The sequence below is a fragment of the Kaistia geumhonensis genome, from assembly GCF_030815145.1.
In the GTDB taxonomy this organism is placed as follows: domain Bacteria; phylum Pseudomonadota; class Alphaproteobacteria; order Rhizobiales; family Kaistiaceae; genus Kaistia; species Kaistia geumhonensis.
On the sequence record NZ_JAUSWJ010000001.1, the window covers coordinates 1,895,566 to 1,917,902 of the forward strand.

At 68.7% G+C, this 22,337-nt stretch carries 21 protein-coding genes; 11 read left to right on the top strand and 10 right to left on the bottom strand.

Features of this window, described 5'->3' with window-relative positions:
* Positions 1–2 precede the first annotated feature (2 nt).
* Positions 3–1,166, top strand: a complete 1,164-nt coding sequence (locus QO015_RS08975) for a mandelate racemase/muconate lactonizing enzyme family protein (RefSeq protein WP_266279956.1) — start codon at positions 3–5, stop codon at positions 1,164–1,166.
* A 9-nt stretch (positions 1,167–1,175) separates the two neighbouring features.
* Here QO015_RS08975 and QO015_RS08980 read toward each other — a convergent pair whose 3' ends face one another.
* The 5 genes from QO015_RS08980 to QO015_RS09000 are packed head-to-tail and all read right to left on the bottom strand — an operon-like array spanning position 1,176 to position 5,203.
* On the bottom strand, positions 1,176–2,006 hold the full coding sequence (locus QO015_RS08980) for an MBL fold metallo-hydrolase (RefSeq protein ID WP_266279955.1): 831 nt from the start codon (positions 2,004–2,006) through the stop codon (positions 1,176–1,178).
* Positions 1,996–2,943, bottom strand: coding sequence for a phosphoglycerate dehydrogenase (locus tag QO015_RS08985; protein ID WP_266279953.1), 948 nt, complete (start codon positions 2,941–2,943; stop codon positions 1,996–1,998). Before QO015_RS08985 ends, QO015_RS08980 begins: the two co-directional genes overlap by 11 nt.
* On the bottom strand, positions 2,943–3,929 hold the full coding sequence (locus QO015_RS08990) for a shikimate dehydrogenase family protein (RefSeq protein WP_266279952.1): 987 nt from the start codon (positions 3,927–3,929) through the stop codon (positions 2,943–2,945). The genes QO015_RS08985 and QO015_RS08990 overlap by 1 nt, the downstream gene beginning before the upstream one ends.
* Positions 3,926–4,573, bottom strand: coding sequence for a bifunctional 4-hydroxy-2-oxoglutarate aldolase/2-dehydro-3-deoxy-phosphogluconate aldolase (locus QO015_RS08995; protein WP_266279950.1), 648 nt, complete (start codon positions 4,571–4,573; stop codon positions 3,926–3,928). Before QO015_RS08995 ends, QO015_RS08990 begins: the two co-directional genes overlap by 4 nt.
* 9 nt (positions 4,574–4,582) lie before the next feature.
* Positions 4,583–5,203 carry a glucose-6-phosphate isomerase family protein gene (locus QO015_RS09000; RefSeq protein WP_266279948.1) on the bottom strand — a complete coding sequence of 207 codons (621 nt, stop codon included), beginning with the start codon at positions 5,201–5,203 and terminating at the stop codon, positions 4,583–4,585.
* 280 nt (positions 5,204–5,483) lie between these two features.
* On the opposite strand from QO015_RS09000, the gene QO015_RS09005 reads away from it, so the two are divergent.
* The 6 genes from QO015_RS09005 to QO015_RS09030 all read left to right on the top strand — a co-directional run bounded on the left by QO015_RS09005 (position 5,484) and on the right by QO015_RS09030 (position 12,470).
* Positions 5,484–6,545, top strand: a complete 1,062-nt coding sequence (locus QO015_RS09005; RefSeq protein ID WP_266279947.1) for a sugar ABC transporter substrate-binding protein — start codon at positions 5,484–5,486, stop codon at positions 6,543–6,545.
* Positions 6,546–6,573: 28 nt separating this feature from the next.
* Positions 6,574–8,160 carry a sugar ABC transporter ATP-binding protein gene (locus QO015_RS09010; protein ID WP_266279945.1) on the top strand — a complete coding sequence of 529 codons (1,587 nt, stop codon included), beginning with the start codon at positions 6,574–6,576 and terminating at the stop codon, positions 8,158–8,160.
* A gap of 67 nt (positions 8,161–8,227) precedes the next feature.
* Positions 8,228–9,232 carry an ABC transporter permease gene (locus QO015_RS09015; RefSeq protein WP_266279943.1) on the top strand — a complete coding sequence of 335 codons (1,005 nt, stop codon included), beginning with the start codon at positions 8,228–8,230 and terminating at the stop codon, positions 9,230–9,232.
* A gap of 29 nt (positions 9,233–9,261) precedes the next feature.
* A complete protein-coding gene (locus tag QO015_RS09020) occupies positions 9,262–10,146 on the top strand; it encodes an SIS domain-containing protein (protein WP_266279942.1) in 885 nt (294 codons plus the stop codon).
* Positions 10,147–10,225: 79 nt separating this feature from the next.
* The gene (deoC, locus tag QO015_RS09025; RefSeq protein ID WP_307289452.1) at positions 10,226–10,951 is read left to right on the top strand and encodes a deoxyribose-phosphate aldolase; all 726 of its coding nucleotides are present in this window, start codon (positions 10,226–10,228) and stop codon (positions 10,949–10,951) included.
* Between the two features lie 4 nt (positions 10,952–10,955).
* The gene (locus tag QO015_RS09030) at positions 10,956–12,470 is read left to right on the top strand and encodes a xylulokinase (RefSeq protein WP_266279940.1); all 1,515 of its coding nucleotides are present in this window, start codon (positions 10,956–10,958) and stop codon (positions 12,468–12,470) included.
* Between the two features lie 3 nt (positions 12,471–12,473).
* Here QO015_RS09030 and QO015_RS09035 read toward each other — a convergent pair whose 3' ends face one another.
* From QO015_RS09035 to QO015_RS09050, 4 genes are all read right to left on the bottom strand, one after another.
* Positions 12,474–13,439, bottom strand: coding sequence for an acetylxylan esterase (locus QO015_RS09035; RefSeq protein ID WP_266279939.1), 966 nt, complete (start codon positions 13,437–13,439; stop codon positions 12,474–12,476).
* Positions 13,440–13,571: 132 nt separating this feature from the next.
* Positions 13,572–14,228, bottom strand: coding sequence for an RraA family protein (locus tag QO015_RS09040; RefSeq protein WP_266279938.1), 657 nt, complete (start codon positions 14,226–14,228; stop codon positions 13,572–13,574).
* Between the two features lie 13 nt (positions 14,229–14,241).
* Positions 14,242–15,450, bottom strand: a complete 1,209-nt coding sequence (locus tag QO015_RS09045; RefSeq protein ID WP_266279936.1) for a UxaA family hydrolase — start codon at positions 15,448–15,450, stop codon at positions 14,242–14,244.
* The gene (locus QO015_RS09050; RefSeq protein WP_307289461.1) at positions 15,450–15,893 is read right to left on the bottom strand and encodes a UxaA family hydrolase; all 444 of its coding nucleotides are present in this window, start codon (positions 15,891–15,893) and stop codon (positions 15,450–15,452) included. The genes QO015_RS09045 and QO015_RS09050 overlap by 1 nt, the downstream gene beginning before the upstream one ends.
* Between QO015_RS09050 and QO015_RS09055 the strand changes: the two genes are divergently transcribed.
* The 4 genes from QO015_RS09055 (at position 15,892) to QO015_RS09070 (ending at position 20,367) form a co-directional block, all read left to right on the top strand.
* Entirely contained in the window at positions 15,892–16,572 is a 681-nt protein-coding gene (locus QO015_RS09055) for a GntR family transcriptional regulator (RefSeq protein ID WP_266279934.1), read from the top strand. The two genes, QO015_RS09050 and QO015_RS09055, sit on opposite strands and share 2 nt — an antisense overlap.
* A 169-nt stretch (positions 16,573–16,741) precedes the next feature.
* A complete protein-coding gene (locus tag QO015_RS09060; RefSeq protein ID WP_266279932.1) occupies positions 16,742–17,770 on the top strand; it encodes a sugar ABC transporter substrate-binding protein in 1,029 nt (342 codons plus the stop codon).
* A gap of 60 nt (positions 17,771–17,830) precedes the next feature.
* Positions 17,831–19,348: a sugar ABC transporter ATP-binding protein gene (locus QO015_RS09065; RefSeq protein ID WP_266279931.1), complete on the top strand. Its 1,518-nt coding sequence runs from the start codon at positions 17,831–17,833 to the stop codon at positions 19,346–19,348.
* The gene (locus QO015_RS09070) at positions 19,345–20,367 is read left to right on the top strand and encodes an ABC transporter permease (RefSeq protein ID WP_266279929.1); all 1,023 of its coding nucleotides are present in this window, start codon (positions 19,345–19,347) and stop codon (positions 20,365–20,367) included. Before QO015_RS09065 ends, QO015_RS09070 begins: the two co-directional genes overlap by 4 nt.
* Before the next feature lie 42 nt (positions 20,368–20,409).
* On the opposite strand, the gene QO015_RS09075 is transcribed toward QO015_RS09070, so the two are convergent.
* Complete coding sequence (locus tag QO015_RS09075) at positions 20,410–22,068, bottom strand: electron transfer flavoprotein-ubiquinone oxidoreductase (protein WP_266279928.1); 1,659 nt, start codon at positions 22,066–22,068, stop codon at positions 20,410–20,412.
* Positions 22,069–22,337: the final 269 nt, after the last annotated feature.

Consider the following 22,337-nt stretch of genomic DNA (forward strand, 5'->3'; position numbering starts at 1 on the left):
AAATGAAGATTACCGAGGTCATCCCCTGGCTCGTGAAGGTGGACCGCGTCTACTGGGGCGAGTTCCTCTTCGTCGAAGTGAGAACCGACGAGGGCATCTCGGGCTGGGGCGAGATCACCACCACGACGAAGCCGGCCAACCGCGCCGTCGCCGCCATCCTGCGTCAGCTCAACGACCTCATCGTCGGCGACGACCCGACGCGCATCGAGCAGATCTGGCACAAGATCTTCCGCTCCTTCACCTATATGGGCTCGCGCGGCGCCGCCTCGCATGTGGTGAGCGGCATCGACATCGCGCTGTGGGACATCGTCGGCAAGCTGCGGGGCGTTCCGATCTATGAACTCCTCGGCGGCGCGGTGCGCGACGACGTCCTCATCTACACCCATCCCGACCAGTCGAAGTTCACCTCGAAGGAAGGGGTGATCGCCGAGATCAAGCGCATCACCGATTCCGGCCATACCGGCATCAAGTTCGACCCCTTCCCGACCTATGAGCAGCGCGCGAGCGAGCCGCACGGCTATCTCGACGGCTATCTCTCCAAGAAGGGCGAGCGCGAGGCGGCCGAGCTCACCGAGCTGATCCGCCAGACCGCCGGCCCCGAGGTCGAGATCCTGATCGACGCGCATGGCCGCTTCGACGTGCCGACGGCGGTCCGGCTCTGCCGCTCGCTCGAGGAGGCGGGCCAGATCGACTGGTTCGAGGAGCCGGTGCCGGTCGAGAGCTATCACGCGCTGCGCCAGGTGCGTGAGAAGGTGTCGGCCGCGATCTCCGTCGGCGAGCGGCTGCACACCCGTTGGGAGTGCATTCCGATCCTCGAGAACGAACTCGCCGACTATCTGATGCCCGACGTCACCTGGACCGGCGGCATCAGCGAACTGAAGAAGATCGCGACTTTGGCCGAGGCCTATTACGTGCCGATCAGCCCCCATGACGCCAGCGGCCCGATCAACGTCACCGCCGGCGCGCATGTCATGATGACGGTGCCGAACTTCTATCGCATCGAGACGAGCGACTGCGACCTCTCGCATTACGACCCGATCATCGAGACGCCGCTCGACAACAGCGGCGGCCGCATCCACTTGAGCCGCGCCCCGGGGCTCGGCATCACGATGAACATGGACTATCTGCGCGCGAACGTGTTCGAGGGCTTCGGCGAGCGGTCGTAGCGCGGCCGATCACCCGTCCAGCAGGACGGCAAGGGTCTCGCCGGCGACGGGTTTCGCGATCGCCGGCGACGAGATCGCCTTCGAGGCGCCGTCGATGACGGATTCGTCGATGGTGTTGAAGGCGAACAGGCCGAAATGGTGCGGCACCAGGAAGGCGGCGCCGGCCTGCCGCGCGCAGTCGATCGCCTCGCCGAGCGTCATGTTGCCCGGAATGCCGGCGGCGAGCCTTTCGGCATCGCGGCCGTTCACGGGCAGAAGCGCGATATCGGGCGCGAAGCGCGCAAGGCGCTCTGCGAGACCGTCGAACGGTATGGTGTCGCCGGAATGATAGACACTGAGGCCTTCCGCCTCGATGCCGTAGCCGAGGAAGAGATCGCGCCCATCCGCGTCGCGCTCGCGCGTCTCATGCGCGGCCGGGAATACCGTGACCGCGATGCCCGGGACCGGCTCGATGCGCGTATCGGCCTCGGCGGGGAGAAGCAGCGCATCGCTGCCGATCCGCTCTCGGGCAGTGGCGAGCTTCGCCGCCGGAACGATGAAGGGAAGGCCGGGATGGCGCTCGGCCAGGGGCCGCAGCGTCTCGCCGTCCATATGGTCGGTATGCGCATGCGTGACCAGAACGAGGTCCGGCCGCGGCAGGTCGGCCACCGCGACCGGCGGCGGCATCATGCGGCGGTGGTCGTTGGCACGACCCGCATATTTCCGGGCGAGGCTGTCGGAGAGATAGGGATCGATCAGGATCCGGTGCCGGCCGGTCTCGATCCAGAAGCCGGCCTGTCCGAGCCAGAACAGGCCCGGCTCGCCGGGCTTCGGGAAGCCGGGCCTCCGCTCAATGCGCATCGGTCTGCGCGTTCCGGCCAAGCGCGTCGATGAGATTGGCGACCGCCCGGACGGTGCAGCGCTCGACGGAGGCGTCGGTGAAACCGCCGATATGGCTCGTGAGCACAACCCGCGGATGCGCCAGAAGGGGCGAGGGATCGGGCGGCTCCTTGTCGAAGACATCGGTAGCATAGCAGGCGACACGCCCGCTCTCGAGCGCCGCGAGCAGCGCCGTCTCGTCGACGAGGCCGGCGCGGGCGGTGTTGACGAGCACCGTTCCCGGCGCCATCGCGGCGATGCGGCCGGCGGTCAGCAGCGGGCGGCCGTCCTCCGGCATCGGCGCGTGCAGCGAGACGGCATCGACGCCGGCGATGGCCTCGTCGAGGTCGACGCGGGTGAAATTCCGATGCGTCACGCGGTCGGCATTGGCGAAGGGATCATAGCCGCGCACGCGCGCGCCGAGATCGAGGCAGAGCTGCGCCAGCGTCGCGCCGACGGCGCCGAGCCCGACGATGCCGACCGTCGCGTCGCACATCTCGCGGCCCATGAGGCGCGGCCAGCCGCCATTGCGCATGCCCTCATGCGTCCAGACGATCTGGCGGAGGCCCGAAAGCGTCAGCGCGAGCGCCAGTTCGGCGACGCCGCGGGCATTGGTCGCCTCGGCGCGGCGCAGTTCGATGCCCCGCGTCTCCAGCGCGCGGAGCGGCAGATTGTCGACGCCGGTGCCGTTGCGGCTGATAACGCGCAGGCGATCGGCGGCGTCGAGGACGCGCTCGCTGACCGGCTCCACGCCGGCCAGCCAGCCGACGCAGCCGGGCAGCGCCGCCATCAGCGTCTCCTCGTCCGGCAGCGAGCCGGGCGCGGGCATCACGAGGCTGTAGCCGGCTTGCTCCAGCATGCGCAGCGCCGGATGGCCGCCACGCGAGAGCGAGCGGGGCGTGACGAGAATGCGGTCCATCAGCCGCGCCCCGTCGCCCTGGCGGCGATGGCCGCGATGGCGTCGAATTCGGGACCCGAGGTCGGGATCTCGATGTCGAACACCTCGGCGATCACCTGTGTCCAGCCATGGATGAAATAGGTCCAGCCATCCTCGACCTGCAGGCGGCGCGCCTTTTCCTGCGCGCGGGCCTGATCGAGGAAGACGAGCTCGCCGCGATAGTTGAGCTCCCAGACGACCGCCTCCTCGGGAAAGCGCGCGGCATCCGTGAGCGGCGAGCCGGGGGCGTCCTTGCCGAGGCCGGTCGCATTCACGACGAGGCTGCCGGGCTTCATCGTGGCGAGGATCGCGTCGTTGTCGCTTGGATCGGGCGCAAGGCGATACTCCACAGGGATGTGGGCGCCGATCCTGCGGTGGATGGCGGCGATATGGTCGAGGCGGGCCTGCGAGCGGTTCGAGACGACGATGCGCGAGGGGCGATCGGCGCCGCGGCTCGCCTGCATCAGGTGCCAGGTGATGGCGATGGTCGAGCCGCCGGCGCCCATGGAGAACAGCTCCGCGCCGGTGCGGGCGAAATGGCCCGGCGCGAGGAAACCGTCGATCGAAAGGCCGGAGGAGATCGGGTCCTTGGCATGGCAGACGAGCCGCCCTCCCCGCTTGGAGAGGCAGCTCGTCTCGGCCATCAGCGCGGCATGCGGGTCGATCTCGTCGAAGAGATCGCGGCAGGCATCGTAGAGGTCGAGCTTGTGCGTGGTGACGAGGGCGCCGAGCGAGAGCGGGTCGTTCTTCAGAAAGGTGACGGCCTCGCGATAGCGCGCGGGATCGTCATGCGGCACGAAATCGATGCCCTTCATCTCGACATCGCCGAGCCCGAGATGGCGCGCCCATTCAGGGAACACCTTCATGATCGAGGACTTCGCCGTCGTCACGCCGATGAAATAGAAGGTCGGCCGCGTCGCGGGGGCATAGGGCGCGGACAGGGTGCCCAGAGCTGGAATGGTGCTCATGACTTCCCCCTGACCGCGGCGACGCGGGCGACGGCCGCGCGCGCGTTCTCGGCGATCCTCGCGAAATTGCCGGCCGCGATGTCGGCGCGGGTCGCGATCCAGGTCCCGCCGACGGCGGCCACCTCCTTCAGCGCCAGCCATTCGGCGAGATTGTCGAGCGTGACGCCGCCGGTCGGGTTGAAGCGGATACCGGTGTGGAGATAGGGAGCGGCGATGTTCTTCAGCATCGACGGCCCGCCGGCCGGCATGGCGGGGAAGAACTTCACCATGCGGCAGTCGGCCCGGAGCGCCGCCTGAAGATCGGTCGGCGTCATGATGCCGGGAGCAAAGGGCAGCCCCCGCGCGGCGGCATGCGCGAGCACCTCGCGGTCGAGGCCCGGCGAAAGCGCGAAGCGCGCACCGGCGTCCAGCGCCTCGTCGACCTGCGCCTCGCTCAGCACCGTCCCGGCGCCGATCAGCATTTCGGGCCGCGCCTTGGCGATGGCCTCGATGGTGGCGCGGGCGGCCGGGGTGCGGAAGGTGATCTCCGCAACGGGCAGGCCGCCCTCGATCAGCGCATCAGCGAGCGGCAGCGCGGCTGCCGGGTCGTCGAGGGCGATGACCGGCACCACGGCATGGGCGGAAAGGCTGTCGAAGATGGACATCGGCTGTGATCAGTCCTGCGTGGCGAGAATGGCGTCGATCTCGGCCGCGCTGCGCGGCCGGTAGTCAGCGTTCGGAACGGCTTTCCAGCCGGTTCCATCGGCGAGGATGCGGGTCGCCATGCCGCCGGAGCGGGCGATGAGACCATAGTCCTGGCCGGCATCGGCGGGGTAGCAGAAGCTCATGACCAGCGGCGCCGACCCGGTGTTCACCGAGCGGTGGATCCAGAGCGGCGGCACATAGACCATCACGCGCGGCCGGACCTCGAGGATGCTGGTCTCGCCCTCTGGCGATTCCATCAGCATCAGCCCCTCGCCCGCCTCGCCGTAATAGGTCTCCGGCCGGTTGGCGCGGGCGTGGATATGCCCGCGCGTCACGTAGAATTCGTCGCCGATCCGGCCCGGCTCCATGAAGGTCGTGCCGAAGATCAGGTCGCCGCGCGCCGCGGCCGGGCGCACCTCGTGCACGGCATAGACGATGCTGTCGCCACGCTCGGCGAGGGCCGCCGCGAAGGCGTCGGCATCGGCATAGATACCGGCGAGCTCGGCCAGCCGCTTCTCGTAGCGGCCCGTCGGAGAGGAGAGGACGCCGGTCGCCGGATCGATGCGATGGGACGTCGGGGGTACAGCCATGGGAACCTCCATTCGGTAGTGAAATTACCGTTCCGGACTTCATATGCAACATGAATGAGCGATATGACGACTAATTTCGGGTTCCGAAGCCTATTTGTTGGCTTGATGCGCGGCATTTGTGTAGTATGAGTACATAACCGATCGCAGGATCGGCGCCTGCGGGAGGCAGGCCGCCCCCATATCGGGCCGGAGTCCCGCCAGGCACCCCAACGCCAATTGCGGCCCGTCACGCGCCTTTGCGCGCGGTGATGCAGGCCGTCACAATCCGGGAGGAATTCGCATGACCGTTTCGTTCCGCACGCATGCCTCTGGCCTGCGCGCCTCGATGCTGGCCCTCGCCTCGGCCGCCGCGCTCGTCGCGGGCACGAGTGCCGTGCTCGCCGAAGACATGGCGCCGATCGCCGGCCGGCCGGAGCCGGTCGCCAACGAGGCGGGCACCAAGGCGAAGATCGCCATCATCGGCTTCGCCAACAATCCCTACTGGGTCGCCGTCCAGAAGGGCGCCGAGACTGCCAACGAGGTGCTGAAGTCGCGCGGCGGCGAGGTGAAGTGGATCGTCGGCGGCGCCAATATCGACGTCCCCACCGTCAACCAGGCGATCAACGCCGCCGCGACGCAGGGCTATAACGGCATCGGCTTCTTCATCGCCGGCGAGGGCAACTGCGCGCTGGTCAAGAAGCTGACCGACGAGAAGAAGATCTCGCTCGGCGCCTACAACACGCTGTTCCCCTGCGTGGAAGAGGCCGGCGGCGTCATCGACTATGCGCAGGACCAGGTCGCGGCCGGCAAGAACGCCGCCGCCGAGCTGATCAAGGCGGTCGGCGACAAGGAAGGCAAGGTCGGCATCATCGTCAGCCAGTTCACGGCGCCGGGCTCCGAGCAGCGCCGCAAGGGCTTCGTCGAGGGCCTTCAGGGCAGCAAGCTCACCGTGATCGGCGAAGGCGTCGAGGCCAAGGATTCGGCCGGCGCCACCTTCGCCGCGGCCAAGGACTTCCTCACCTCGACGCCCGATCTCGTCGCCATCTATGCGACGGCCGGCGGACCGTTCGGCGCCGCGCAGGCTGTCAAGGCGGCCGGCAAGCAGGACAGCGTCAAGGTGATCGGCTACGACTTCACCAAGGAGAACATCGCGGCGATCCGTGATGGCAGCATGTATGGCGCCACCGGCCAGGACGAGTTCGGCCAAGGCTACAACGTCGCCATCGCGCTCTTCAACAACATCGTCGCGCAGCAGAAGCCTGCCGAGATTCTCCAGCCCGCGGTCAGCCTGTTCATGACCAAGGAAAACGTCGACAAGCTCGACCCCGAAATGCAGCCGCTCGGCGCCGTGCCGAAGCTCTGACGCAACACGCATCGACCGGGTCGAAGCCATGTCCACCGAAATGCCCATCGCCCTCGAAGTCGTTTCGGTCGACAAGAGCTTCGGCTCGGTCCATGCCCTCTCCGATGTCAGCATGCGCTTTCGCCGCGGCGCGGTGACGGCGCTCCTGGGCGAGAACGGCGCCGGCAAGTCGACGCTGATCCGCGTCTGCTCCGGCGTCCACCAGCCCGATCGCGGCGAGGTGCGCGTGGCGGGTACGCCCGTCCGCCTCGCCGGCTCGCTCGCCGCCAAGGCGATGGGCATCGCGGTCGTGCATCAGGAGCCGCAGCTCGTCACCCAGATGACGGTGGCGGAGAACATCTTCCTCGCACGGCTCGGCAGCCGGACCGCCGGCGGTCTCCATCGCGGCGGCGCGCTGGTCGGCGAGGCGAAGGCCCTCCTCGCGAGCCTCGGCCTCGAGAACGACCTCCCCGATCTCGACGGGCGTTGCACCGGCCTTTCCGCGGCCGAGCGGCAGCTGGTCGAGATCGCCCGCGCGCTCGCTGCCGATCCGCATGTCCTTTTCCTCGACGAGCCCAATTCCAGCCTGACGCGCAAAGAGACCGACCGTCTGTTCGACATCGTCCGGCGCCTGCGCGATCGCGGCACCGCCGTCGTCCTCGTCAGCCATCGCCTCGGCGAGGTCTACGAGATCGCCGACGAGGTGATCGTGATGCGCGACGGCCGAAAGGTCGGCGAAGGCTCGGTCGAGGCTCTGCCGAAGACGCGGGCGATCCAGCTGATGGCCGGCGAACGGCTGAAGGCGGCGCTCGATATCGGCGAGGCCGAATCGCGGCCCGCGCTCAAGGCCGACGCGGTGCCCGTCCTTTCCGTTCGCGAGGCGAGCGGCCTCGCCTTCTCGGATGTCTCCTTCGACATCCATGCCGGCGAGATCGTCGGCATGGCCGGTCTGGTCGGCTCGGGCCGCACCGAGATCATCCGCGCCATCATCGGCGCCGATCCGCTCCTCGGCGGCACGGTCAGCCTCAATGGCCGGCGCGTGCGCTTCGCCTCGCCGCGCGATGCCCTCAAGGGCGGCATCGCCTTCATCAGCGAGGAGCGCCGCACCTCCGTCTTCTACGGCCACGACATTTCCTTCAACCTGACCTCGAACGTGCTCGACCGCTTCGGCAGCTTCGGCTTCTTCTCGGACCGCAAGCGCCGCGCCTTCGCGCAGGCGAGCGCCGACGAGATCGGCGTCAAGGCCGAGACCGTCGACGTGCCGATCCGCACGCTGTCGGGCGGCAACCAGCAGAAGGTGCTGCTCGCCCGCGCCCTTGCCTCCAATCCGTCGCTCGTCATCCTCGACGAGCCGACACGCGGCGTCGATGTCCGCACCAAGGCCGACATGTACCGCCTCATCCGCGCGCTGGCGCATGAGCGGGGGCTCGCCGTCTGGTTCGTTTCCTCCGAACTCGACGAGATCCTCCAGCTCGCCGACCGCATCGTCGTGGTGCGCGGCGGGACGATCGCCGACAGCCTCGCGCGCGGCCCTGAGGCGGCACGCGTCGTCGCATCGGCGCTCGGCGAGAAGATCGAAGACGCCGGGGCGACCGCCCTCGCATCGGACCTCGCCCCGACATTGGGCACGACCTGACATGAGCAGCATTTCCAACGGACCCGCGAAAGGCGGCGATCCGGCAACACGCAGTGAGGGACATCGCATGGGTTTCGCCAGGCTGAGGCGCCTGCCTTTTCTCAAAGGCCAGGAAGCGGGGCTCGTCGGCGTCATCGTCGTGCTGTCGGTCGCCTTCTCCTTCGTCAACCCGAACTTCCTGACGACCGACAACCTGCGCAACGTGCTCGTCGCGGTCGCGGTGGTCGGCATCATGTCGATCGGCCAGTGCTTCGTGATCATCGCCCGCGAGATCGACCTCTCCGTCGGCTCCGTGATGGGCCTTTCCGGCCTCTGCGGCGCCTGGCTGATGGCTGCGGGGCTCAATCCGTGGATCGCCGTCGCGCTCGCGATCGGCGTCGGCGCCGCGGCCGGCTTCGTGAACGGGCTCATTGTGGTCCTCTTCCGCGTCAACTCCTTCATCGCGACGCTCGGCATGCTCTCCGTTGCGCGGGGCCTGACGCAGGTCATCTCCGGCGGCCTGCCGATCATGGTCGATCCGCAGGTGATGTTTCTCGGCCAGGGCAGCTTCCTCGACATCCCGGTCCAGGTGCTGATCTTCATCGGCCTCGTGATCGTCGGCCAGTTCGTGCTGAAGCGCAGCGTGATCGGCCAGCGCATCGTCGCCGTCGGCGACAATGACGAGGCGGCGCGGCTCTCGGGCATTCCGATCGCCTCGACGCGCATCGCCGTGTTCGTCGTCTCCGGGGCGCTCGCCGCCATCGCCGGTATCGTCTACACGGCGCAGGTCAGCGTCGCCGAGGCGCAGGCCGGCACCGGACTCGAGCTCGACGTGATCGCCGCGGTGGTGATCGGCGGCGCCAGCCTTTCCGGGGGCCGCGGCTCGATCCTTGGCGCCATGCTGGGCGCCTATCTGCTCGGCGCGCTGCGCAACGCGTTCATCCTGCTCGAGCTTTCGCCCTTCCTGCAGCAGATGAGCGTCGGCCTCGTCATCGTCCTCGCCGCCATCTTCGATCAGGTCCGGCAAGGCTCTTTCCGCAATGCCGGCATCATGCAATCGTTCGTCGGCATCTTCCGGTCGCGCTCGCGGTAGGAGAGCGGCCGGCGGGGGAGCGTTCGATCATGCAGCCACATGTTTCCGCCTTTGTCGGCGGCACGGGCAATATCCTCGAGGTCGCGCGCGCGATGCGCGGCGAGCTCCGGAAATCCGACCGCAAGGTCTGCGACACGATCCTCGCCGATCCGCGCCGCATCCTCTCGGCGACCGTGGCCGAGACGGCGCAGCTCGCCGATGTCAGCCAGCCGACGGTCATCCGCTTCTGCAACGCCGTCGGCTGCGACGGCTTCCAGGATTTCAAGCTGCGGCTCGCCCAGGCGCTGGCGCTCGGCGTCCCGGCGACGCATTCGGTCATCACCGACGCCGACAGCCCGGACGCCGTCGCCCGCAAGATCTTCGACTACACGATGACCAGCCTCGACTGGGCGCGCAACCGGCTCGATTCGGCGGCGCTCTCGCGCGCGGTCGATGTTCTGCTCGCGGCGCGGCGGATCGAGTTCTTCGGTTTCGGCGCGTCGGGCATCGTGGCCATGGACGCGCAGCAGAAGTTCCCGCTGTTCGGCGTGCCCTGCGGCGCGGAGATCGACTCGCACCAGCAGGTGATGGTCGCCTCGATCCTGAAGCCCGGCGACGTCGCCGTCGCGATCTCCAACACCGGCACCACGCGCTCGACCGTCGAGGTCGCGAAGCTCGCGCGCGAGAACGGCGCCACCGTCATCGGCATCACCGGCAACGAAGGCCCGCTCGCCGATGCCTCCGACATCGTGTTGCTCACCGAGACGCTCGAGAACACCAATATCTACACGCCGACCATCTCGCGGATCGCGGCGCTGGTCGTCGTCGACATCCTCTCGACGGCCGTCGCGCTCCGGCGTGGCGAGACGCATGTCGAGAGCTTCAAGCGCATGAAGCGCACGCTCTCGCATATGCGCTCCACCTCCAGGATCTGACCGCCCGCCGGCAGCCCGGGCGGTGCCGGACTCCGCGCCCGCGCCGTCTGTAGCAACAGTACAGGACCCATCGACGCCCATGCCCGCCATTCCGTCCAGCCTCGGCGCCGCCGATCTAGCGCAAATGATCGACATCAGCGCCGTTCAGGCCTTTCACACCGAAGCCGATGTCCGCTCGCTCGCCGATCTCGCGGTGGCGCAGGGCTTTGTCGCGGCGCATGCGCTGCCGAATTTCGTACCGCTGCTCCGTTCGCTGATCCCTGAAGGTGGCCGGACGCTCGTCGGCGGGCCGATCGGCTTCCCGGCCGGCGGCCACATGACGGCGATCAAGGTCACCGAGGCGAAGGCGCTGCGCGAGGCCGGGGCGGACGAACTGGACCTGATGATGAATGTCGGCCGCCTGAAGTCGGGCGATCTTGCTTACGTCCGAGACGAGGTTGCCGCGGTGATCGAGGCGGCGGCACCGGTCCCGATCAAGGTCATCATCGAATTGCACCATCTCACCGACGCCGAAATGGAGACGGCGGCCGAGATCGTCGCGGCGAGCGGCGCCGCCTTCGTCAAGACCGGCACCGGCTGGACGCCGGCCGCGGCGACGCTGCCGCGCATCCGCCGTATCGCGGCCGTCGTCGCCGGACGCGCCGGCATCAAGGCATCCGGTGGCATCCGCGATCTCGACACGGTCGCCGCCATGGTCGGCATGGGCGTGACACGATTCGGCATCAACACGACTTCCGCCACCGAACTCGTCGAGCGCGTTCGCGCGCTGCCGGGCGGGCGGCTCCCGATCCAGGCGCAGGGCTGAGGCGATGACGCGCACGGTGCTCGCCCTCGATCTCGGGACCGGCGGCGTCAAGTCGGCGCTCTTCGATGCTACCGGCGCCTGCCTCGCCGAGCGGGTCGAGGCCTATCGCACCCATTATCCGGCGCCCGGCTATCACGAGCAGGATGTCGGCGACTGGTGGAACGCGGTCGTCGCCAGCATCGGCGCGCTCGTCGCGAGCGACGGCGTCGATGCCTCGTCCGTCGGCGCGATCAGCATCTCGGGCCACAGCCTCGGCTGCATCCCGCTCGGTGCCGACGACGAGCCCTTGCTGCGCCGCGTGCCGATCTGGTCCGACGCGCGCGCCGGGGCCGAGGCCGAAGCCTTCTTCCGCAGCTTCGACGCCGACCGCTGGTATGGCCTCACCGGCAACGGCTTCCCGGCCGCGCTCTACCCGCTGTTCAAGATCCTGTGGCTGCGCAACCACCATCCGGAGATCCTGGCACGGACCCGCTCGATTGCGGGAAGCAAGGACTACATCAATCTCCGCCTCACCGGCCGCCACGCGACCGATCCCTCCTATGCCTCGGGCAGCGGCGCCTATGACCTCCAGCGGCGCCTCTTCTCGGACGAGATCCTGACCGCGGCGGGCGTCGATCGCTCGCTCTTCCCGGACGTCGTGCCGTCCACGGAGATCCTCGGCACGCTGCTTGCCGAGGTCGCGGCCGAGCTCGGCCTTCCGCGCGATGTCGTCGTCATCGCCGGCGGCGTTGACAATTCCTGCATGGCACTCGGCGCCCGCACCTTCCGCGAGGGCGATTTCTACTGCTCGATGGGCTCGTCGAGTTGGCTGACGGTCTCCTCCGCGAGGCCGGTGCTGGATGCGCGCGTGCGGCCCTTCGCCTTCGCGCATGTCGTGCCGGGTCAGGTCATTTCGGCGACGTCGATCTTCTCGTCCGGCACCAGCCTCGCGTTCATGAAGGACGTGCTGACCGGCCAGTCGGCGGCAAGCTACGAGACGCTGTTCGCCGAGGCCGGCACGGCGCCGTTCGGCGCCAGCGGCCTCGTCTTCGTTCCGACGCTCGGCGGCGGGACGAGCCTCGAGGGCGGGCCGGAGATCCGCGGCGCCCTTCTCGGCCTCGATCTCGGCCACACCCGCGCCGACATCGCCCGCGCGACGATCGAGGGCATCGCGCTCGGCCTCCGCGTCGCGCTCGACGAACTGCGGAAGCTCACGTCGGTCAGCGAGACCATGACGATCGTCGGCGGCGGCGCGCGGCATCCGCTGATGCGGCAGGTCATGGCCGACATTCTCGGCTGCCGCATCGTCAAGACATCGGTCGACCAGCAGTCGGCCTCGCTCGGCGCCGCGAGCCTCGCCATGGTCGCCCTCGGCATCTGGCCGGATTTCTCGGCCGTGATGCGGGCGCATGGCGGCGCGGACGAGCATGCGCCTGAGGAGGGCCGCCGCGAGCGGGTCGCGGCCATGGTCGCCGCCTATCGCGCGAGCGCCGCCGCGCAGGCGACGCTCGCGCCGCTTCTGGCGCCGCTTCGCCGCTGAGGGTCAGATCCGGCCGGAGAGCCAGTCGAGCTGCGCGCGATCCTGGAAGGCGCCGCCGCCCTCGTGGTCGTTGAAGCCATATTCGCGGATCGCCTTCTCGGCGCCGGCATGGGCGTTGTAGGCGGCGAAGATCGTCGAGGGCGGGCAGATCGTGTCCATGATCGCCACCGAATAGAGCGCCGGCGTCGAATCGGTCGAGGCGAAATTGACGCCGTCGAAATAGGCGAGCGTCGCGAAGACCCGTTCGACCTTGTCGCGATGCACCGCGAGGAAGCGCGAGATCTCCGGGAAGGGATCGCGCGGCGTCAGGCCGACGGCGCGCGGGAAATCGCACAGGAACGGCACGTCCGGCATCAAAGCCTTCAGCGAGCCGTCGAGGGCGGAAGCGGCGATCGAGATGCCGCCGCCCTGGCTGCCGCCGGTGACGGCGATGCGCGCCCCGTCGACGGCATCATGGCTGCGCGCCGCCTCGATGGCCCGCACCGCATCGGTGAAGACGCGGCGATAATAATAGGTCTCCGGTGAGAGGATGCCGCGGGTCATGAAGCCCGGATGCGCCGGATCGGAGCCGACCGGATCGGCCGTATCGCCTTTCGACCAGCTGCTGCCCTGCCCGCGGGTATCCATGACGAAGACGGCATAGCCGGCGGCCGGCCACAGCAGATGCTCGTGGGGGAAGCCGCGGCCGCCGCCATAGCCGATATATTTGACGACGCAGGGGAGCTTCCCCTCGCGCTGGCGCGGCAGGATCAGCCAGGCCTTGACCGGATGGCCGCCGAAGCCGGCAAAGGTCACGTCGAAGACCTCGACGATCTTCAGCCCGGCATCGAAGGGCTCGAAGCGAGCCGCGAGCGGAACGGCGCGCGCCTCCGCCAGCGTTGCGGACCAGAAGGCATCGAAATCGTCCGGACGGACGACCTCGCCGCGATAGGCGCGAAGCTCCGCGATGCTGAGATCATAAAGCGGCATGGACTCTCTCCCGAATCGTGCCGGCCCAGTGTCGCCGCCGTCGCGGCTTTGGCAAGGCAGGGAGATGCGCCCGGCGCGCTTGCCGGAAAATGTCCACCCCGCGGCGCCGCATGGCGCCCCGGGAGCGATGGCTCAGAACTTGCCGTAGGTGAGATAGGCGGTCTGCGGGTCGACGCCGGCGAGGATCGCCTTGCGGACGAGATTCTCGGTCGCGATGGCGGCCTCGGCGCGGCTGGCCACCTCTTCGGCGATCGCCCGCGGAATGCGGATGAGCCCGTCGCGGTCGCCGACCAGATAGTCGCCCGGCGCGATCGCGACGCCGCCGATCTCGACCGGCACATTCGTCGCCGCCGGCAGCCAGTAGCCGACGATGTCGCGCGGCGTGAAGCCCCGGCACCAGGTCTGGAAGCCGATCTCGAGCAGGAAGTTGACGTCGCGGGCGAAGCCGTCGACCACACAGCCGCGCACGCCCTTGTTCTTCAGCGTCTCGGCCGACAATTCGCCCATATGCGCGACGCGGTCGTCATTGGGCTGCGAGACCCAGATCGCGCCGGCCGGCGCCTGCGAGAGCAGTCCCGTCCAGGCGAGCAGCGTCTCATGCGCGTCGGCCGAAGGGTCGACCTTGCCGAGAATGGTGAACGCCGGACCGGCCATCGCGCGCTCCGGCAGGATCGGACGCAGTTCCGGCGGCAGCGTGAAGTCCGAAAGGCCCATGGCCCGCATGACGTCGTGGACGACGCCGGTGTAGCAGGCCTCGAGCCGTTCGGTGAGCGTCCTTGCGGCCGTCATGGCAGTGTCCTCGTCAGGCAGCGGGAAGGCAGGCGGGGCCGATCGGCTCGAACGACTTGTAGGTCAGGATGAATTCCTGATGGCCGAGTTCTTCCGAGCGCGTGCGCGCACCGGCGCCGAGCGAGACCACGCAATCGTGGATCTCGCGGCCGACCTCGTCCAGGCTCGCCCTGCCCTCGAGGATGCGGCCGGCATCGACATCCATGTCGTCGGCCATGCGGCGGTAGGTCTCCGGATTGGCGCAGATCTTCACGACCGGCGAGATCGCCGAGCCGACGACCGAGCCGCGGCCGGTCACGAACAGCACGGCATGGCTGCCGCAGGCGATGAGTTCGGCGATCTCGGCATTGTCGTTGATATTGGGGAAGCCGAACCGCACCTCGCCGTCCGGCACCACGTCGAGCAGATAGAGACCGCCGCGCGGCGGGATGTCGCCCGGCTTGATGAGGCCGGCGATTGGCGAGGCGCCGGATTTGGCGTAGGCGCCCATCGACTTCTCCTCGATCGTCGTCAGTCCGCCATCGGCGTTGCCGGCGGCGAAGGAGCCGTAGCCGAGCGTCGCATAATAGCGCGCGGCCTTGGCGACGCTCGCCTCGAGCTCGGCGCCGAGCGCCGGCGTCGCGGCGCGAGCGGCCATGATGTGCTCGCAGCCGATGAGTTCTCCCGTCTCCTCGAAGATGCAGGCGGCGCCCTCGGCGACGAACTGGTCGAAGGCGCGGCCGGCGGCCGGATTGCCGGTGATGCCGGACGTGCCGTCGGACCCGCCGCACACCGTGCCGATCACGAGCTCGTTCACTGCCATCGGGACGGTCGGCTCAGCGTCGAGCAGCGCCCGCTGCTCGGCGACGAAGGCGCGCCCCTCGTCGATCGACTTGCGCGTGCCGCCGGCGGCCTGGATGACGATGGTCTTCACCGGCCGTCCGCTCGCCCGCACCACCCGCTCCAGCGCATATTTGTTGAAGCTTTCGCAGCCGAGCGAAACGAGCAGCACCGCGCCGACATTCGGATGCGTGCAGAGCCGCTCCATCATGGCCTGCGCGTAGTCGTTGGGATAGCAGCCGGGAAAGCCGATCACATGCACGTCGCGATCGCGGAACGGCACGACGATCTCGCGGGCGACGTGATGGGCGCATTCGACCAGATAGCCCACCGCGACGACATTGCGGATGCCCTTGCGGCCATCGGCGCGCAGCCAGCCGCGCATCTCCCCCGCGTTGCCCATCACCGGCCCTCCGCCTCTGCGCCGACGAGATGGTAAGTCGGCGTATAATCGCTCTTCACGTTGTGGACATGCACATGGGCGCCAGGCGCGATCGCCGCGGTGGCCGAGCCGATCGGCGCGCCGTATTTCACGATCTTCTCGCCGGCACCGATCGGCCGCCGCGCGATCTTGTGGCCGATGGCCAGCGGCGCGGCGAGACGGACCGTGTTGCCCTCGACCGCGATGTCCTCGCCAGCCGCGATCCTCGACCGCGCGACGAGAACATTGTCGGCCTCGTCCAGCAAAAGCAGGCGCTTGTCGGTCTCGGCGGGCACGGCTTCCTCCCCGATGCCGGGGCGGTGGCCGCCCCTCGTCCCGGCCAAGCGGTAGCGCATCGCCGCAAAATCGGAAACAGAATATTTTTTATTGCGAGGCGCCGAGTTTGCTGCGAGGCTCGTTTCCATGAGAGCGCTGAAGCGATCGACCCTCGCCGAACAGGCCTATGAAGAGCTGCGCAGCCAGATCGTGTCCGGCCGGCTGCGCGGCGGCGAGCGGCTGCTCGCCGACGAGCTGGCCGACAAGCTCGCGATCAGCCAGACGCCGGTGAAGGAGGCGATCGCCCAGCTCGAGCGCGACGGGCTGGTCGAGGGGACGGCACGACGGGCCTCCGTGGTCCGCCGTTTCACGCCCGCCGATATCGTCGAGATCTTCGAGGCGCGCATGCTGCTGGAGCTGCATGCGACCGAGAGCGCCTTCGCGGCCGGCCGGGTGACGCCGTCGTTTGCGGCCGGCCTCAGGGCGCTGTTCGAGGCGCATGTCGCCGAGGTGCGCAAGCAGAACGGGGAGGCGCTCGCCGAGGCGATCAGGCTCGACCGCGAGTTCCACGAGGCGCTGGTGCAGCTCGGCGCCAACGATACCATCGCCGGCTGGCACCGCATCGTGCAGCGCCAGACGCAGACCATCCGCAATTTCACGCTCAAGACCTACACGCTGGAGCGCACCACCCGCGAGCACGCGGCGATCGTGGAGGCGATCGAACGCGGCGACGCAAGAGCGACGCTCGATGCGCTGAAAGCGCATCTGACGGCGAGCCGCGACGCCATGGTGTCGCGCGCGCCGGAGGAATTGCCGGTTCGAGGCTGAAGGCGAAGGGCGGCATCGGAGGATGCCGCCCTTTTCGCATGTCCCGGAAGGGGCGACTTCGGGAGGAGGTCGTCGCCGCCGCAAGGTTCGCCCTCGTGAAGAAGGGCGGCCACGCGGCGGCACGAGGAAGCAAGAAGACACCAAGAAAGAACACACCAGGGAGGAAAGAATGACGCTTCTGAAATCGGGCCCGGCCGCGATCGCCGGCGCACTCTTCGTCGCCGGAGCGGCAACGCTCGGCCTCGGCGGAACGGCAAGCGCCGAATCCGGCAAGGTGGCGGTCGATCTCACGACGCTGACCTCGCCGTTCTGGACGTCCTACAACAAGTACATCATCGAGGAAGCCAAGGCGCAGGGCGTCGAGCTGCTCGAGCCGTTCAACTCCGAATTCGACACGGCCAAGCAGATCACCGGCGTGCAGAACGCGCTGTCGCTCGGCGCCAAGGGCATCATCTTCTCGCCCTTCGAATCCGCAGCCGCCGGCAATGTGCTGAAGGCCGCGGAAAAGGCGGGCGCCAAGGTGGTGGCCGTCGACGTCGCGCCGGACAACGGACCGGTGGCGATCGTGGTGCGCGCCAACAACCTCGCCTATGGCGAGAAGGCCTGCAAATATATCGGCGACCATGTCAAGGAAGGCGCCGTCCTGCAGATCATGGGCGACCAGGCCTCGATCAACGGCCGCGACCGCGGCAACGGCTTCCGCGACTGCATCACCAAGAACTATCCCAAGCTGACGCAGCTCGAGGTGCCGACCAAGGCGTGGTCGGGCGAGGATGCCGCGGCGGGCCTCGACGCGATCCTCAACTCGAACCCGGACCTCAAGGCGATCTACATGCATGCCGGCGGCGTCTTCCTGGCGCCGACCCTGCAGACGCTGAAGCGCAAGGGCCTGCTGAAGCCGGCCGGCGAAGAGGGACACATCGTCATCGTCTCGAATGACGGCATTCCCCAGGAGTTCGACGCCATCCGCAAGGGCGAGATCGATGCCACCGTCTCGCAGCCGGCCGACCTCTATGCCAAGTACGGCATCATGTATCTGAAGCAGGCGATGGACGGGAAGACCTTCGCGCCCGGCCCGACCGACCACGATTCGACCATCGTCGAGGTCCGTCCGGGCGTCCTGGAGGACCAGCTGGCCGCGCCGCTGGTCACCAAGGAGAATGTCGACGACAAGAGCTTCTGGGCCAACCAGCTCTGACGATCAGGCGCGCGCCCCTCGCGGGCGCGCGCCCTTCATTCCCCCAGGAAGCCCAACGCCATGCAAGAGCCCCCATCGGGCGGCGCGCCGCCGATCGTCGAGGCGATCGGCGTCTCCAAGCGCTACGGCCCCACCATCGCGCTCAGCGATGCCGGCATCCGCGTCCATGCCGGTGAATCCCACGCGCTTGTCGGCCGGAACGGCGCCGGCAAGTCGACGCTGGTCGGCATCCTTACGGGCCTGCGCGCCTCCGATACCGGCGAGGTCCGCTTCTCGGGCGAGCCGGCGCCGCCGCTGTCCGATCGCGAGGGCTGGCGCCAGCGGGTCGCCTGCGTCTACCAGCATTCGACGATCATCCCGGACCTCACGGTCGCCGAGAACCTCTTCATCAACCGTCAGCCGCTGCAACGCGGCTTCATCTCCTGGCCGACGCTGCGGCGCGAGGCGCGCGCTCTGCTCGACCGCTGGAACGTCTCCGTCCCGGAGGACATGCGGGCCGGCGACCTCCGCGTCGAGGCGCGGCAGCTGGTCGAGATCGCGCGTGCCCTGTCCTACGGCGCCCGCTTCATCATTCTCGACGAGCCGACCGCGCAGCTCGACGGCGAGGAGATCAAACGCCTCTTCGTCCGCATCCGCGAATTGCAGGCGGCCGGCGTCACCTTCCTCTTCATCTCGCATCACCTGCAGGAGGTGTACGAGATCTGCCAGACCGTGACGGTGCTACGCGATGCCCGCCACATCGTCACCGCGCCGGTGGCGGACCTTCCCAAGAGCCGCCTGATCGAGGCCATGACCGGCGAGAACGTCCATCTCGACATCGCCGACGCCGCCGGCCGCGTGCCCGACCCCACCGCGCCGGTGGCGCTCACCGTCGAGCGGATCTCGGGCGAGGATTTCAGCGATGTCAGCCTCACCGTCCGCAGCGGCGAGGTGGTCGGGCTCTCCGGCTCGACATCGAGCGGGCGCGTCGGCGTCGCCGAGGCGATCGCCGGGCTCGGGCGCTATCGCGGCGGGACGATCCGCATCGGCAGCCGCACCCTGCCCTCCGGCGACGTCCCGACGGCGCTTTCGCTCGGCGTCGGCTGCGTGCCCAAGAGCCGGCACAAGGAGGGCCTCGTGCTCTCGATGCCGATCGCCGACAACACGACCATGACCATCAACCGGCTGCTGGGACCCCTCGGCTTCATCCCGCCAGCCAAGCGCAGGAACCGGGCCGAGGAGACGATCCGCTCGCTCGGCGTGGTGACGCAGGGGCCGGAACAGCTCGTCTCGGGCCTGTCGGGCGGCAACCAGCAGAAAGTCGTCATGGGCCGCGCGCTCGCCAACGATCCGGCGGTGCTCGTGCTCATGGACCCGACTGCCGGCGTCGACGTGAAGTCGAAGGAAGCGCTTCTCGGCGTCGTCGAGCGCATGCGCGCCGCCGGCAAGGCGATCCTCGTCGTCTCCAGCGAGGTCGAGGACCTCAGGACCTGCGACCGGGTGCTCGTGATGCGCCACGGTTCGATCGTTGCGGAACACAAGGCGGGCTGGAGCGACAATGCGCTCGTCGCCTCGATAGAAGGAATTGAGGCCCTATGAGCACCACGCCCTCCGCCGCCTCCGCCTCGATCGGTCCGGCGCGGACCCCGTCATCGCGCGCGCTGGCCGGCCGCATCCGCGATCTCGCCCTGCTGCCGGCTCTCGTCGTGCTGGTCATCGCCGGCGCGCTCGTCAGCCCCGCCTTCCTGACCCAGGCCAACATCACGACGATCCTGACCTCGTCGGCGGCGCTGGCGCTGGTCGTTCTGGCGGAATCGCTCATCATCATCACCGGCAAGTTCGACCTGTCGCTCGAATCGACCGCCGGCTTCGCCCCCGCGATCGGGGCGCTGGTCGTGCTGCCGGTGGCGAGCAACGGCTTCGGCCTCGAACTGCCGACCTTCGTCGGCATCCTGATGGTGCTGGCGATCGGCGCGCTGGTCGGCTTCGTCAACGGCTTCCTGATCGTCCGCCTGCAGCTCAACGCCTTCATCGTCACGCTGGCGATGCTGATCATCCTGCGCGGCATGCTGGTCGGCGCCTCGAAGGGACGCACGCTGTTCGACCTTCCGGACGCCTTCTATGCGCTGATGATCGTCACCTTCCTCGGCATCCCGCTCGCGGTGTGGCTCGCCGCCCTCGCCTTCCTGATCGCCGGCATCGTGCTCAAATATCATCGGCTCGGCCGGGCGCTCTATGCCATCGGCGGCAATCCGGAGGCCGCGCGCGCCGCCGGCATCCGCGTCGAGCGCATCACCTGGGGCGTCTATGTGCTGGCCGGCGTGCTCGCCTCGATCGGCGGCCTCGTCATCACCGGCTATGTCGGGGCCATCAGCGCCAACCAGGGCAACGGCATGATCTTCACCGTCTTCGCGGCGGCGGTGATCGGCGGCATCTCGCTCGACGGCGGCAAGGGCACCATGTTCGGCGCGCTCACGGGTGTGCTGCTGCTCGGCGTCGTGCAGAACCTGCTGACGCTGGCGCAGGTGCCGTCCTTCTGGATCCAGGCCATCTACGGCGCGATCATCCTCGGCGCGCTGATGGTGGCGCGCCTGACATCCGGCACGCCGCAGAACTGAGGGGCAGCCGCGGCCGGCGCTCGCAGCCCGCCGCGGCCTTACTCACATGTTCGGGTAGTTCGGGCCGCCGCCGCCCTCGGGCACCGTCCAGGTGATGTTCTGGTTCGGGTCCTTGATGTCGCATGTCTTGCAGTGGACGCAGTTCTGCGCGTTGATCTGGTAGCGCGGCCCCTCGGGCCCCTCGATCCACTCATAGACCCCGGCCGGGCAGTAGCGCTGCGACAGCCCCGCGAAGACGTCGTGCTCCGAGGTCTTCTGCAGCAGCGAGTCGGCGACCTTCAGATGGACCGGCTGGTCCTCCTCGTGATTGGTGTTCGACAGGAACACCGAAGAGGCGAGATCGAAGCTGACGACGCCGTCGGGCTTCGGATAGTCGATGACGCGGGCCTTGGCCGCCGGCTCCGTCGCCGCGAAATCGGCCTTGCCGTGCTTCAGCGTTCCGATCGGCGAGCCGCCGAACAGCGTCGAGGCCCACATGTCGACGCCGCCCGCGAGGATGCCGCCGAACGTGCCGAGCCGCGACCAGAGCGGCTTGACGTTCTTCACCCTGGCGAGGTCGGCGCCGATGTCCGAGCCGCGCCAGGCGGCCTCGTAGTCCTCAAGCGTGTCATGGGCGCGGCCAGCGCCGATCGCGGCGGCGACATGATCGGCGGCCAGCATGCCCGACAGCATCGCATTGTGACTGCCCTTGATGCGCGGCAGGTTGACGAAGCCCGCCGAGCAGCCGATCAGCGCCCCGCCCGGGAAGGCGAGGTTCGGGACCGACTGCCAGCCGCCCTCGGTGATGGCGCGCGCGCCATAGGAAATCCTGCGCCCGCCCTCGAACAGCGGCGCGATCGCCGGATGCGTCTTGAAGCGCTGGAACTCGCGGAACGGCGAGAGATAGGGATTGCGGTAGTTGAGATGGACGACGAGGCCGACCACGACCTGGTTGTCCTCGAGGTGATAGAGGAAGGAACCGCCGCCGGTCGAATTGTCGAGCGGCCAGCCGAAGGAGTGCTGCACGAGGCCGGGCCGGTGACGCGCCGGATCGACCTGCCACAGTTCCTTGATGCCGAGGCCGAACTTCTGCGGCTCGCGCCCTTCGGAGAGGCCGAAGCGGGCGATCAGCTGCTTGGCGAGCGAACCGCGCGCGCCCTCGCCGATCAGCGTGTAGCGGCCGACCAGCTCCATGCCGCGCTGGTAGTTCGGACCCGGCTCGCCGTCGCGGCCGACGCCCATGTCGCCGGTCGCGACGCCGATGACGGCGCCGCTCTCGTCGAACAGCAACTCGGCGGCGGCGAAGCCCGGATAGATCTCGACCCCCAGCGCCTCGGCCTTGCCGGCCAGCCAGCGGCAGACATTGCCGAGCGAGACGACATAGTTGCCGTGATTGGACATCAGCGGCGGCATGACGAAGGCCGGAAGGCGGACACTGCCGGCGGGGCCGAGATAGAGGAAGCGGTCCTCGGTGACCGGCGTCCGGATCGGCGTCTCCTCGCTCCGCCATTCCGGCAGCAGGCGGTCGAGCGCGACGGGGTCGATGACGGCGCCGGAGAGGATATGGGCGCCGACCTCGGAACCCTTCTCGACGATGACCACGGAGAGGTCCGGCGCGCGCTGCTTGAGCCGGATCGCGGCGGCGAGTCCGGCCGGGCCGGCGCCGACGATCACGACGTCGAATTCCATTCTCTCGCGCGCGGGCAATTCGTCCGCCGTCATCCCCTTCTCCCTGCAAGCTTCGTGAGGGTTGCCGGCCCGTGGCGAGCACGGCCGGCGCCCGCCCGCAATACACCAGGAGAGGCGGCAGCCGCCAGCGCGCCGGGCGCGCAATCGCCCGGCGCCGGCGAATTTCGTCCTCGAAGGTGCCGGATCGTCACGATTGCGCCCGAAGCGGACGCTAAACCACGGGCCTTGCCGGGCGGGCCAGTCGTGGGACGGCCGCCGGCATATCGGGGAAAGGCCCGCGCCGGGCGCGGGCCCAGTGATCG